General features: G+C 44.8%; 12 protein-coding genes. 10 read left to right on the top strand and 2 right to left on the bottom strand.

Going from position 1 to position 12,063, the window contains the following annotated elements:
* Positions 1-53: 53 nt before the first annotated feature.
* The 8 genes from MKY87_RS30120 to MKY87_RS30085 all read left to right on the top strand — a co-directional run bounded on the left by MKY87_RS30120 (position 54) and on the right by MKY87_RS30085 (position 8,352).
* The gene (locus MKY87_RS30120) at positions 54-938 is read left to right on the top strand and encodes an AraC family transcriptional regulator (RefSeq protein WP_017688600.1); all 885 of its coding nucleotides are present in this window, start codon (positions 54-56) and stop codon (positions 936-938) included.
* A gap of 85 nt (positions 939-1,023) precedes the next feature.
* Complete coding sequence (locus tag MKY87_RS30115) at positions 1,024-2,289, top strand: ABC transporter substrate-binding protein (RefSeq protein WP_340967705.1); 1,266 nt, start codon at positions 1,024-1,026, stop codon at positions 2,287-2,289.
* Positions 2,290-2,343: 54 nt separating this feature from the next.
* Positions 2,344-3,234, top strand: coding sequence for a carbohydrate ABC transporter permease (locus tag MKY87_RS30110; RefSeq protein WP_074094979.1), 891 nt, complete (start codon positions 2,344-2,346; stop codon positions 3,232-3,234).
* Between the two features lie 15 nt (positions 3,235-3,249).
* Positions 3,250-4,131, top strand: a complete 882-nt coding sequence (locus MKY87_RS30105) for a carbohydrate ABC transporter permease (RefSeq protein WP_338594572.1) — start codon at positions 3,250-3,252, stop codon at positions 4,129-4,131.
* Between the two features lie 199 nt (positions 4,132-4,330).
* Positions 4,331-5,740: a spore germination protein gene (locus MKY87_RS30100; protein WP_340967703.1), complete on the top strand. Its 1,410-nt coding sequence runs from the start codon at positions 4,331-4,333 to the stop codon at positions 5,738-5,740.
* Between the two features lie 40 nt (positions 5,741-5,780).
* A complete protein-coding gene (locus MKY87_RS30095) occupies positions 5,781-6,896 on the top strand; it encodes a GerAB/ArcD/ProY family transporter (protein WP_338594574.1) in 1,116 nt (371 codons plus the stop codon).
* Between the two features lie 42 nt (positions 6,897-6,938).
* Entirely contained in the window at positions 6,939-8,090 is a 1,152-nt protein-coding gene (locus MKY87_RS30090) for a Ger(x)C family spore germination protein (RefSeq protein ID WP_340967702.1), read from the top strand.
* Positions 8,091-8,133: 43 nt separating this feature from the next.
* Positions 8,134-8,352 carry a hypothetical protein gene (locus MKY87_RS30085; RefSeq protein WP_340914806.1) on the top strand — a complete coding sequence of 73 codons (219 nt, stop codon included), beginning with the start codon at positions 8,134-8,136 and terminating at the stop codon, positions 8,350-8,352.
* A gap of 84 nt (positions 8,353-8,436) precedes the next feature.
* Here MKY87_RS30085 and MKY87_RS30080 read toward each other — a convergent pair whose 3' ends face one another.
* Positions 8,437-9,711, bottom strand: a complete 1,275-nt coding sequence (locus MKY87_RS30080) for a stalk domain-containing protein (protein ID WP_340967701.1) — start codon at positions 9,709-9,711, stop codon at positions 8,437-8,439.
* A gap of 182 nt (positions 9,712-9,893) precedes the next feature.
* Here MKY87_RS30080 and MKY87_RS30075 point away from each other — a divergent pair, with 182 nt between their 5' ends.
* Together MKY87_RS30075 and MKY87_RS30070 are read left to right on the top strand one after the other, a co-directional pair.
* Positions 9,894-10,262: a hypothetical protein gene (locus MKY87_RS30075; protein ID WP_091030768.1), complete on the top strand. Its 369-nt coding sequence runs from the start codon at positions 9,894-9,896 to the stop codon at positions 10,260-10,262.
* A 27-nt stretch (positions 10,263-10,289) separates the two neighbouring features.
* On the top strand, positions 10,290-11,513 hold the full coding sequence (locus MKY87_RS30070) for a sialidase family protein (RefSeq protein ID WP_165980168.1): 1,224 nt from the start codon (positions 10,290-10,292) through the stop codon (positions 11,511-11,513).
* Positions 11,514-11,595: 82 nt separating this feature from the next.
* Here MKY87_RS30070 and MKY87_RS30065 read toward each other — a convergent pair whose 3' ends face one another.
* Positions 11,596-12,021: a hypothetical protein gene (locus tag MKY87_RS30065; protein ID WP_091030763.1), complete on the bottom strand. Its 426-nt coding sequence runs from the start codon at positions 12,019-12,021 to the stop codon at positions 11,596-11,598.
* Positions 12,022-12,063: the final 42 nt, after the last annotated feature.

The raw sequence follows: 12,063 nt of genomic DNA, 5'->3' as shown, positions 1-12,063 counted from the left end.
ATAATATAAAGACGAGGAGTATTTTTTGTTGGAAATAAATGGAGGTTGATACGATGGGCGTACCCACTTTTTTGGAGACAGGCCATATGCAAGAAGGTTTTCCCATTCGGGTAATTCATACAGGAAATCAGTTCAATTATGCTGCACACTGGCATGATGAGGTTGAACTGGTTCTCGTCAATGGAAAGAGCGCCAGAATTGGCGTGAACGACCACGTGTGTGAGTTGGAAAAAGGGGATGTGCTGTTGATCAAACCAGGGGATGTTCACTGCTTCTTGCCGGGAACCGAACATTTGACCATTATTTTGTTCCGACTCGAATTGTTAACGGGAAGTTTCACAACCGAAGCCGAAATTCAGGATCTCGGACAACTTTTCAACAAAACAACAGTTATTCCCTCGAATACGGGAAGTCAGAGCAATCTGACTCAATATATAGATGACATCATTACCGAGAAGAAAAATCAGAAGCCGGGATACCGATGGTTAATGGTATCCAGGTTGTATGATCTCATCATACTTTTATTACGTACCAAAGTACCGGTTACCACCGATGAATCTTCATCTTCAGGATGGGCATGTACTTCTTCCAAAAAATTTGAATTCCTTGAATCGGTCTGTGAATACCTGGAGGAGCACTATGCTGAGCCCATTAAGCTGGAACAGGTGGCGGAACATATTAAATTCAGCAAGTTCCATGTCTGCAAGCTGTTCAAAGAGATCAAGGGAGTAACACTGATGGAATACTTGAATCATTTTCGAATTATCAAATCCGAGTGGGCTTTATTGTTCCGTCAGGATACGATTCTGGAGATTGCGATCGGACATGGATTTAACAATGTTAACTCCTATAATCGTCTTTTCAAGAAATATAATGACTGCACACCCTCCGAATTTCGTAAGAAACATCGTACAAATATCACAAAATATGGAGGGTAATGCACAATATTTGTGGAGAAAGCCCTCTCCAAAATCAATATACTCTAATAAATTGTAAGCGTTTCCTTTTTGAAGGAGGGGGCCTATGAAGAAGTGGTTTAAGCCAACTATTGTATTTGTATGTGCAGCGATGTTGTTAGCTGGTTGTCAGTTCAGTCCATCGAATCAAACCAAGCAACAAGAGATTACCGTGTGGAGTTTTACGGATGAAGCAGGGTACGCCATCGAGAAATTCGAACAGAAATATCCTGACATTAAAGTGAACTTTGTCAACATCCCCGGTAATTTCTATATCACCAAGCTGAAATCTGCGCTACAGACAACCTCGAAGGCTCCAGATGTATTTATGATTGAAAATGCGAATATTCGAGAGCTGATTGACGTTCCATATCTGGAGAATCTATCCGCTTCGCCGTATAACGCCAATGAACTTATCCAGGAACAATATGCTTTTGTTCAGGCCAATGAACAGGACAGTGAAGGAAATGTCAGAGCGATAGGTTATCAGGGAACACCAGGGGGCATCTACTATCGTCGGGATCTGGCGAAGAAATATCTTGGCACCGATGATCCTGAGAAGGTGGGTTCACAGATCGATACATGGGAGAAAATCTTCGAGATTGGAGAGAAGGTGCAGCAACTAAGCGGGAATAAAGTACATGCATTGGCGAATTGGAATGCTATATCGAATTCATATGATGGGATTCCTTGGGTGAAGGACGGCAAGCTCGTCATCGATCCAACCTATTTGGAAGTGCTCGATCTTGTACGTGAAGCACGTGAGCGAAATGTACTTGCCGAGTATGAAGATGGAAGTGCCGGTTACGCTGCATCCATGCAAAAAGGAGAGGTCATGTTTTATCCCGGGGCAACTTGGGCCCTGCAATATACGTTCAAGGCAAACGCCCCGGATACCGAAGGCATGTGGGGCTTGGCTCAGGGACCGTCAGCGTTTAGTGCAGGCGGAACGTATATAGCGATGTATAGTAAAAGTGACAAAAAAGATCTCGCCTGGAAGTTTATCGAGTTCTATAACTTTAACCACGACTTTCTGTCGGAGTTAGCAAAAGAGCAGGATTATTTCACCAGCAACATGGTTGTGAATGATGAACTTGCCTCGTCTCTCTCATCGTCCTACTTGGGAGGACAGAAGCATTTCGAGTTTTTCTCGGAGGCTGCAAAACGGGTACCTGTATATGAACGCACCAAATATGATGCCACGATTAACAATGATATCTACAAGATTGTACTCCAGTTATATCTCAATAAGGACATTCAGACCAAAGAAGAAGTCGTAAAGCGAATCAAACGTGATGTCACCTTGAGATTTCCGGAGCTGGAAGTGGATTAGCTTATAAGCTAGCGATTGAATATACACATCCGATGATAACTGGGGGGATAGAACATGTTTGCCAAAACGATTCGCAAGGACCATTACGGCTACTACTTCATTGCTCCGTTTTTTATTATTTTCACCACTTTTGGGCTGTATCCCATTTTATATTCCCTCTACATCAGTTTCACCAACTTTGATGGGATCACGACACCTGATTTTGTAGGGATCGGTAACTACGTTGCCGTATTACAAGATCCGTTGTTCTACAAAACCTTGTTTAATACGTTATTCATCTGGGGCGTATCTGTAGTTCCACAGCTCACAATCTCACTTGTGTTGGCTTTTATCCTGAACGATAAGCTGCTCAAAGGACGGGACTTTTTCAGAGCCGTATACTTTTTTCCCAACATCGTGACGGCGGCATCACTTGGATTGCTTGTCAGTTTGATTTTTGACTGGCAGTCTGGCGGACTGAATCATTTTTTGGTGCAGACCGGCATAATACAAGATCCAATTAACTGGAAAAACGATCCCTGGTTTATGCGTCTGATTGTATCATCCATTTTGTTTTTTCAATACTTTGGCTATTCCATGGTCATCTACTTAGCCGGTCTTCAGGGCATTGACCCTTCTCTGCTGGAGGCTGCCCAGATGGATGGCGCGAAAAAGAAACATATTTTCATTCATATTATCGTGCCGATGCTCCGTCCAATTATTCTTTTTCAGATGATTACATCCATTATTGGGGGCATTCAGATTTTCGATCAGCCATTTACACTGACCAATGGAACTGGCGGTCCTGACCGGGCAGCCATGACTAGTATTATGTATCTCTATAATGTAGCATTCCAGAGCACGCGTTTTGGTTACGGCGCTGCCATAGCATTTTGCCTGTTCATCATTATCATATTGTTGTCTGTTGCATCCTTCATCATGACCAAGCGCAAGAGCCGTTCATAGGGAGGGGAGTTCTTCATGCAAACTGCGAAATCAATGGAACAACCAAATGCAGCGATTCAGCATTATGCCAGCACAAGGCGACTGACGGTTGGCAAGATCATCATCTATTTGTTACTGGTCGGTCTAGCCGTGCTTTGTATTATTCCATTCTATCTGATGCTCATCTATTCAACACATAATAATGCAACGATTGCTTCGACGTTTACATTTCTCCCGGGCTCATTCTTGGTTGATAACTATATGAACATGGTATCCAAAATCAACATATGGCGTGGGTTTGCCAACAGCATATTTATCGCAGGAACATCGACCGTATTATCTCTGTATATTGGGGCCTTAACTGCGTATGGATTTGCCAAATTTAAATTCAAAGGACGAAACGGATTGTTCCTGTTTCTGTTGGCAACCATGATGGTACCGGGTCAACTGGCTTTGATTGGCGTATATCGACTATTCAGCATGATGGGACTCCTGGACAGTTATGCCGCCATTATTTTGCCTGCTGCGGCTAACGCATTTAATGTATTTTTTATCAAACAGTTCATGGAGAGCAGCATCCCGGATGAGATTATTGAATCTGCGCGGGTGGACAGTGCCGGTGAGTTCCGGACGTTTAATCAGATTGTACTGCCTATTCTGGGACCGGCGATCGCCGCCCTTGGCATATTCACGTTTATCGGATCTTGGAATAATTTCCTGACACCGCTGGTGTTATTTTTCTCCCTGGATAAATATCCGCTTCCAGTATTGGTTGCGCTAGTGCAGGGGTACTATGGGATGGATTATGGGCTCTTGTATTTGGGTGTAGCGATCTCAATCCTGCCTATTATTATTGTATTCTCTGTATTTTCCAAACAGATTATTGGGAGTGTTGCTTTGGGTGCTGTGAAAGGATAGTGATCAATAGAAAATAGGGAATTTTAAGGAGCAAGATCAACGGATTCATAGGAATGAATAGCGTTCTATATCATCAGAGTCGCTCATGAGGGCGGCTTTTTTGGCATTCTATATTTTGCGTATATATCCCATCTGATAAGTAAAGGATACCTTTAACTGAGAATATCTGGACGGAGCGTTCACGGAAAGGGGAGGCGTCATGGACACATCAGTGATAACACAACAGGACCTGCCATTAACCGGACAACTTGTTATTGATCAAGAAATGTTACGCTCCGTTTTTGCGGGTTGCTCGGACGTTGTATTTCATACATTCCAAACCGCGTGTCTTACATCAGCGTTATGCGTATATTGTGTTGGTGTATGCGATACGGAGCGGCTGGAACGACAGGTACTAACGCCCCTTCAGGAAACGGGGATCGAAGCTGCGCAAGTTCCCCTAGCTTCTGTTAAGCAAGTTGAAACGACTACTCAGGCAGTACAGGCCATATTTGAGGGGGAGGCTCTGTTACTGCTGGACGGTTCAATAGGCGGAACAACATACCCTTTATACCAAGCTGCAAATCGTTCAACAGAAGAACCGTTAGCTGAATCGACCGTGCGTGGTGCACGGGATGGGTTCACAGAGTCGTTGACCATGAATATGTCTTTACTGCGCAAACGTCTCAAGACACCTGCATTGAAGATTCATACACGTAACATGGGAGATCGTACAAACACCAGTATTTCACTTGTATACATGGAGGGGATTATTGACCCCAAACTTGTTAAGGAAGTGGAGACACGACTTGGCGATTTAAAGCTCCGAGACGTACTGGAGAGTCAGTACATTGAAGAAGGCATTGTTGATCAGCGATATTCACCATTTCCACAGATGATTGCGACAGAGCGCCCGGATGTCGTCGTATCCAACTTGCTGGAAGGTCGTTTTGCTATTCTCGTTGACGGAACGCCATTTACCCTTATCGCGCCAGTGACCATTTTTTCCATGTTACAATCCTCCGAAGATTATTATCAAAATGTGTTCATGAGTGTTTTTGTACGCTGGCTGCGATACATCTTTTTTGTTTTATCCATGCTGCTTCCATCGGCTTATGTAGCGATTACTACGTTTCATCAGGAGATGATACCTACCGTATTACTTCTCAGTATTGCTCGGGCGAGAGAAGAGATCCCTTTTCCAGCACTGGTGGAAGCGCTCATTATGGAAATTGCCTTTGAAGCATTGCGTGAGGCTGGCGTCCGCTTGCCCAAGCAGGTCGGATCAGCGGTCAGTATCGTGGGCGCCTTAATTATTGGGCAAGCGGCGACGAGTGCCGGAATTGTCTCAGCCCCCATGATTATCATTGTCGCGATTACCGGTATCGCTTCTTTCATGATCCCTCGCTATGCTGCCAGCATCGCGACCCGTCTACTACGTTTTCCCATGATGTTTCTTGCGGGAACGCTGGGACTCACGGGTGTCATGCTGGGAGTCATCTTGGTTGTCATTCATCTAAGCAGTCTTCGTTCATTTGGAACACCTTATCTCTCACCGGTAGCACCTACGATGGCTAAGGAACTTAAGGATGTATGGTGGCGTCCATCCCCAAGGAACAAACCACACTAGAACAATCTACATTCAAGCAAACAAGGGAGCGGGATTACATATGTTGACTGACAAAGGGAAAATATCGGTGACTCAATTGGCATTTATGGTTTTTCCCGCCATTCTCGCGACGGCTATCCTGTCTGTGCCTGGAATTACAATGCACTATGCAGGACATGACATGTGGATGACTCCAATTATAGGTTCTATTGTTGGATTGGCTGCCATTGGTATTTCCGTTGGACTTGATCGTCTGTACCCTGGAAAAACGCTCATTCAATCCAGTGTATTGATTATTGGTCGGATTCCGGGCAAGTTATTCGGTCTGATATATATCGCTTTCTTGCCCCACCTGACGGGCTTGATTATTCGGGAATACGGTGAATTCATTGTCAATAATGCACTTCCGCGTACACCTTTGTTTGTTGTGATGGGTACGATGGTTGTTGTATGTGCGATTAATGTCAGACTCGGGATTGAAGTTGTCGGACGAACCGCTCAGGTGTTTGTTACCCTGCTGATCGTTCTGCTGGCTTTGATCTTTATATTGTTGATTGGTGAACTGAATCCTGCCGAGCTGTTTCCTTTTATGGAGAAGGGTCCAATTCCCATTATAACGGGGGCGGCTGCACCTGCTGCATGGTTTAGTGAATATATCGTGCTGGCTTTTCTGCTACCTTATGTGAATGAAAAAAAACGAATAACCCGGGTCATGCTGGGTTCCCTTGTGTTTACAACAACTGCAATGACAGTTACCAATCTGTTTTGCCTGTTTTTAATTGGTGATTTGACGGATACATTTGTATTTCCGGTCATGATCGCAGCAAGATACATAACCATTGCGGACTTTTTGCAACATATCGAATCCCTTATTATTGCCATCTGGATTTTCGGTATTTTCGTTAAAATCTCCGTTTTTCTATATATCTTTGCTACATCAACCGCGGAATGGTTTGGTTTGCGGGACTACAAACCTGTGGTTGGTCCACTTTCGTTCCTGTGCATGGTATTTGCTTACTGGGTTGTGTCGGGTGGATCCGGTATTTCTAGTTTGGTTAGCGCTTCAGCCAACTTGTATACGATCAGCATTTTATTAATCCTTCCGGCTATGATCTACGGTGTCGCATGGCTGAAAAAAGGGTGGGCACATTTTCGGAAGAATCGAGCGAACACCTGATTGATGGGGGAGGAGCACTTGCGAATATATAGAGTACTACTAATGCCAATATTGTGTTGTGTGCTTTTAAGTGGATGCTGGGATCGTATCGAGATTAACGATTTGGCTATCGTGCTGGCTACAGGGATAGATTATGAAGATGGCAAAGTACAATTGACTTCACAGATTTTCATTCCGCGAAAGGCGAGTGCAGGAGATAGCAGTGGGAGTGGAGGCAGTCCAAGTGGGGTAACAATGATTCGAACAGCGGAAGGACGTACAATTGCCGAGGCATTGAATCGGTTACAACGTAAAGTTCCCCGGAATATGTTCTGGGGCCACTGCGAAGTCATAATTATTAGTGAGCAAGCCGGCAAACGTGGTATTCGCGAGTACATCGATTTCTTCCTGCGTTACCCTCAGTTCAGGGAGCATGCATATGTCTTTTCCAGCGAAAAGGCTGCGAAAGATATCCTTGCATTACTTGATCCACTGGAGCGAAGTTCTGCTGAATCGTTGCGTGAGATGGCCAATTTGAAGTTAGGTACACGTGTTACTGCCCTTGAACTGGCTAAATCTATTGAAGGTCCGAGCAGTTCCGCCATTTTGTCTCGCATGTTAATCTTACCCCCGGAGCCCGATCAGGATAAACTGACAACTACGCCATATGTGAAAGGTCTGAGTATGTATAAGAAGGATCGTTATGTCAAGACGGTCAAAGAACCACTAAGCGTAGGTGTATTACTACTTGCAAAAGAACTGAACAACATTATCATGCCTGTTGAGTTTGAGCCGTTAAAGGGTTCTTTCTCGATAAGACTCATTGAAAATAAAACCTCCTTGAAGCCGCGAATCGTAAACCAACAGTGGAGTATGAAGGTTGATATCCAGACCAGGGGAGAAGTGGTATTAAATACGACAGATGCCAATCTGACTGATCCTGCTGTAGTAACTAAACTGGAAAAGGAATGGTCGGCTAAGCTCACATCTTTGGCTCATGATGCTTTAGACATGTCGCAGAAAGAGCTACGCTCCGATTTCTTCAAATTCGCAGTTGAATTCCGCAGATATTATCCGAATCAATGGAAAGCGCAGGAGAAGAACTGGGAAGCCATCTATCCTGATTTGGACGTGGAAGTCAAAGTAGATGCGCATGTAGTACGTACCGGAAAATCAACAGGACCACAGGGGATACCTAATGAGGACGAAAGTTGAACAGAATCGGCTCCTGTACAAGCCTGAGAAGAGAGGTGATTGCATGAAACTAGGCTCAATCCTTGGTATTTTGATGCTGGCGACTGCGATAGTGTATGGAGAGTGGAAGAGTAGCAAAGAGAAGCGAGCCAGAATATTGATCGCGGGAATTACTGCTGTGGCGGCAGTAATTGGGATTATTCTTCTCTTTCAGCCCCGTTTGCCTGGTCCTACCCAGTTTGTGAAGCTTGTATTTGGAAGTGTGGATAAATTTATGAAGTGAGATGATGGGAAAAAGAAGGGCCAAGCTCTGAGTACCAGACGCGTGGTCCTTCTTTTATTAAGTGAACTGTATCCAGTCAGAATTTTACTCTTTGATTACAGAAGCATTCACGGCATCTTCCATCTTGGTATTGTAGGAACGGAACAGACCCAGACGCCAGAATGCGGCTCCTTTGAGGTCATAACGTTTGGCAAGACCGAGCTTGTCATCTACAGAGGAGGGCGTTTCACTGCTTAGACTGATACCGAGCAGAAGCTTGCTCTTTGGGACACCGGCCTGTATGGCTAATTGAATCGCCTGATCTACAAGACTATTTGGCTCAGGTACCTGAGATTTGGTGCCAACCGGATTATACTGATAGGCCATAATAATAAGATCATCTGCAATAGAGGCAAGTGTCTTGTAATCATAACCTTTATAAGCACTATTTAGCGGCGGTACTGCCAGAGATAAAGCTGTGTCCTGGGGCAAGGAACTCTTTAGTTGCTTCACGTAAACATTGAGCAGCTTCTGTTGTTCTACCGCATCCAGCTTAAAGCCCAGTCCTTCAAAGTCAAGAACAACTCCGCCAAAACCATGCTCTGCGACAGCAGCAGTTATGCCTTCAATCGATTTAAGCCGCAGACTGCTGTCGCTCAGAACTTTGGTCAGTTCGCCGTTTCCATCCAAGGCATATACCATGAGCTGTGGTTGGATATTTTGATCTGCTGCGTCAGCAACAATGGACTGAGGTGTAATATCACCCGCAGCAGCAGGGAGACGGTATTCATCCCCTTGGAGCGTAAACTGACCTTCACGATCAATGCGGCTCCAGCCAAAGGTTACGGAATTCATGGAAGTAATAAGGTCCTTTTCTTGAAAGGACTGCAACGCATAGAAGGCTCTCAAGTGCATCTCGCGTTGTGGGGAGACAAGGGAGACCATCTTCGTTGCCTGATTCCAGCTTACTTGTACACCGAATTGGTTACTGAATGAACTTAGTGGAATAAGTACGCGTCCCTCCCGCTGGACAGGTGCTGCTGCGAGCGTAACTTTTTTTCCATTTACGGTCGCTGTGGTGCTGCCAACTTGTAATAGTACCTCGGTAGTTTGTCCTTTCACAGTGTTCGTTGCTTTTACAGTCTGTGATTTGCTGTTCCAGGTAATATCGATACCTAGGGCTTCCCCGACCGTCCGAAACGGAACGTAAGTAACACCTTTATCAATACGTGGAGCTGCATCAAATTTCAGGGGCACATCATCCAATTGAACTGAGATGGCCGGCGCAGCATAGGCTCCACCGATATTGGGGGTACTTCCAAGGATAGAGAGAGCAATTACAGTAACCGCAGCGATTTTTCCTGCTCTTTTAATAAGCATCGTTTGTGTCCTCCAACTCCGTACATAATAGTAGAATTATATTTTGATCAGAATCTAGTAATCTAACATATGTAGCATAACAAAATTTTCATATCGTTCCAATATAAGAGTCTGGGATATAGTCATACTGGTTGCAGGAATCGTAATATACTTTACTATATATTGCGGAAGGAGTGTGCTTTTTGCCAAACTCTACAGGCTTTATTTACAATCCAACTTCGGGTGAGACCCAATCCACTCAGCTCATCGTGACTTGCATTAATGATTCCCTTAATGTGCCTGTCAGTATTGAGCTGGAAATTTTCAGATGGGACACCACCCAAGCAGCACGCATACCAATTGGTCATGATCTTTTTGAATTACTTCCCCAAGCGACGAGAAGTTTAATCTATCCACTGATCAATGCGGCGTTTTACGAGGTGCAAAGTGATTATTTTAGTGCTACAAGTACGGTCATCCATGTATACGGTGTTAATTCTACAGGTCAGATCATCCAGCGTGTGCTTCAATCGGAGATGACATTAATTGACCGATTCACAAATATCCCTTAAAGGAATCGAGGTGAGCAGATGGTAGTTGTGAATATTACCGGGGCTTTGGCAGGCAGTCAATTTGAACCCTCAATTGCAGTTAATACGCTGAACCCGAATATCATGTGCGTGGTAGCTGTGGATACCAGTACTGGGCCAACATTGACTGGGTTCTATCGTTCCATTAATGGAGGCAGTACCTGGACCACCACTGTGCTTCCTCAACCGGCAGGGTATGCAGGAGCAGAGGCGCCTACGATAGACTATACGTTTCCGAATACCTTTATCGTTACCGTACATTTGTTTAACGGGATCAATGATGGGACGATTGCGAGTTATACTTCTTTTGATGATGGACTCACGTGGCAGCCACCGGTTATCGTCCAAGCGGGGTTCGGTACTATTGTTCATAACGATGAGCCTTTCATAGCTGTTGATCGTTCTCCAGGTAGCCCTTATCGAGGCCATGCATATGTCGGATATACTCCGCTTGCTACCGCATCTTCCGCTATATTTACGCAAAGATCGCTCACTCAGGGGATAACCTGGGAGCCACCTGACCGACAGTCGAATCCGCGAGGAATTCATGACCGGGCTGCGTTGGCTGTTGGATTCTCGGGTCAAGTCTATGCAGGATATATCATTACGGGTCCTGCCAGTCCGTCCGCTTTATTGCGTATTTCGTACGATGGGGGCATTACCTATCAACCTCCTCTGGAAAGACAGGCAACGTTTATTTCATCCGTTGTACCTGCACCTTCGCCTTTACCCGTACCTAATTATGCTTTTCGAGTACAGACCAACTTAAGTTTGGGAGCGGATATATCAAATGGACCTAACAGTGGGACGTTATACGGGGTTTGGAATGATGCACGTGCCGGATATACCGATGTTTTACTCTGCGAATCTCCGGATGGCCTTTTATGGTCAGACCCCATCAGTATCACAGGCGCGCCACCGGGTACACAGAATTTTTTCCCGTCGATAACCGTATCACCTTTTGCAGGGACGATCAGAGTTATTTATTACTCCAATCGAATTGACGGATTCCTGCTGGACGTTTTTGTTGCAGAATCGTTTAATGGAGGTGCGAGCTTCACTAATCGTCGCATCACAACTACATCTTTTAATCCGAATGGCAACTCTCCGATGCCCACAGTACTCATTGGAGACTATATTACTGCGGCTACAGTTAGTCCAGATAATTTGGCAGCTGTCTGGATGGCGACAACGCCGCCTACAGGTAAACTGGATGTTTATTTTGGGAACTAATTCGACTTAAATAAAACACCCCCATACTTTAATCCTATGAACAAACAACAGGATAAATGGTATGGGGGTGAAGGCAATATACTTAATCCGAAACGATAAATCCGTCGAAACTCTCAGGGCCGACACGAACTGTTCCTAACAAGTTAGTACTGATAAATGCAGTGTACGTGATCTGTGGAGTTATCGGGGGATTATAGTCGTTGGCAGAAAAAACGATAACTTCGGGGACGAGGAGACCGCTCAGACCGTATGTGAAGTTTGCAGAGTATACAATCGGATCGGTAGCCACTGTCCCTCTAACAATAGTAATTCTTACTTGAAAAAGGGCGAGCGGTAATTGCACAGTAATGGTTCCTTTTAACGAAACCCTTGGATTGGATCCAGCTCCAGCCGTTAGCAGACCAATCTGGGCGAATAATTGAGGCGTGTTAATCACTGGAATCGGTATGGAAATGGAATTAAACAACGCAGCATTTTGTGATGATCTTGCATCCAGAAATTTCGTCATCGAATATACCTCCTATCTGTTCCAGATAGAATAATATATTCA

It is taken from the genome of Paenibacillus sp. FSL R7-0198 (assembly GCF_038000415.1).
Classification (GTDB): Bacteria; Bacillota; Bacilli; order Paenibacillales; family Paenibacillaceae; genus Paenibacillus.
Note: the sequence above shows the minus strand (reverse complement) of the source record. Positions and strands in the feature narration are given on the sequence as shown.

Bases quoted from the DNA above. Each gene is read 5' to 3' on its own strand.
- MKY87_RS30090 (WP_340967702.1), top strand. From the start codon at position 6,939: ATGCCAATATTGTGTTGTGTGCTTTTAAGTGGATGCTGGGATCGTATC.
- MKY87_RS30100 (WP_340967703.1), top strand. From the start codon at position 4,331: ATGGACACATCAGTGATAACACAACAGGACCTGCCATTAACCGGACAA.
- MKY87_RS30085 (WP_340914806.1), top strand. From the start codon at position 8,134: ATGAAACTAGGCTCAATCCTTGGTATTTTGATGCTGGCGACTGCGATA.
- MKY87_RS30105 (WP_338594572.1), top strand. From the start codon at position 3,250: ATGCAAACTGCGAAATCAATGGAACAACCAAATGCAGCGATTCAGCAT.
- MKY87_RS30095 (WP_338594574.1), top strand. From the start codon at position 5,781: ATGTTGACTGACAAAGGGAAAATATCGGTGACTCAATTGGCATTTATG.
- MKY87_RS30110 (WP_074094979.1), top strand. From the start codon at position 2,344: ATGTTTGCCAAAACGATTCGCAAGGACCATTACGGCTACTACTTCATT.
- MKY87_RS30065 (WP_091030763.1), bottom strand. From the start codon at position 12,021: ATGACGAAATTTCTGGATGCAAGATCATCACAAAATGCTGCGTTGTTT.
- MKY87_RS30115 (WP_340967705.1), top strand. From the start codon at position 1,024: ATGAAGAAGTGGTTTAAGCCAACTATTGTATTTGTATGTGCAGCGATG.
- MKY87_RS30080 (WP_340967701.1), bottom strand. From the start codon at position 9,711: ATGCTTATTAAAAGAGCAGGAAAAATCGCTGCGGTTACTGTAATTGCT.
- MKY87_RS30120 (WP_017688600.1), top strand. From the start codon at position 54: ATGGGCGTACCCACTTTTTTGGAGACAGGCCATATGCAAGAAGGTTTT.